The organism is Caballeronia arvi, assembly GCF_001544695.2.
In the GTDB taxonomy this organism is placed as follows: domain Bacteria; phylum Pseudomonadota; class Gammaproteobacteria; order Burkholderiales; family Burkholderiaceae; genus Caballeronia; species Caballeronia arvi.
This window is the reverse complement of the sequence record NZ_FCOM02000288.1, coordinates 1-855: the sequence shown is the minus strand read 5'-3', so window position 1 is coordinate 855 and position 855 is coordinate 1. Positions and strand designations below refer to the sequence as shown.

At 65.7% G+C, this 855-nt stretch carries 1 protein-coding gene; it reads left to right on the top strand.

The genetic code is table 11. The features are described from left to right. The coding region (locus AWB74_RS44955; RefSeq protein ID WP_143749559.1) for a divalent metal cation transporter at positions 1-525 on the top strand (525 nt) is incomplete at its 5' end. Between the last annotated feature and the right edge of the window lie 330 nt (positions 526-855).

Genomic DNA, 855 nt, shown 5'->3' with positions numbered 1-855 from the left:
AATGCGGTCTCGATCTGCGTGATGATTGCTGCCGCGGCGACACTGCATCTCCTTCCCGGCACGTTTGCGGCCGACACCTCGCCGATGGCCGGCGTGCTGGAGCCGCTTGCCCATGGCTATGCATGCCACGTTTTGGCTCTGGCGCTGTTCGGCTCGGCCTCGCTTGCGCTGCCGCCGCTGGCGGGTTCGGCAGCGGAGGCCGTGGCAAGTTCAATTCACTGGGAGCGCGGCGAGCGGCGCGACCGGCGGATCGCCGGGTTGCTCGCGGCGATCATGGCGGCCGGCATGGCGATCGCGACGGCGCTGGCTGCAAGTCACGTCGAGCCGGCAAAAGCTCTCTATTGGAGCGCGGTCGTCAACGGGATGACCGTCACACCGGTACTCGTCCTGCTCGTTCTGTTGAGCTCGAAACGCGGCGCGGTCGGGGATCTTTCGGCGCACTGGTCGCTTCGGGCGTTAAGCTGGCTCGCGGTCATCGCGACGGCGTGCGTGGTGATTAGCCACGCGGTGCTCCGGTTCGCGTGAGATGCCTTTCCGGGTCTGCGGCCGCGTCAAGTCTTGGCGCTTACGCGGTGGCAGGAGCGGGCGCGCCGAGGCGGGATCATCGACAGCCATACAGTCCCGGCATCAAGCGCTAGCCGGCTGCCAAAACGCAGCTCCGCGCGCGGTTGGCGTAGCCCTCATTCCAGCGCGCCTTCGCCTCGTGAAATCCACGGTACCACGTGCGCGCTTTCGCTCGCGAGTATCCGCGCATGGATCGGGCCGGCGACGTCGCGCGAGGCAAGATCTCGAAGAAACGCGCATGGTGTTTTTTATCTCACACCAGTATTGATTCGATGAAAACTACCCGCCCGG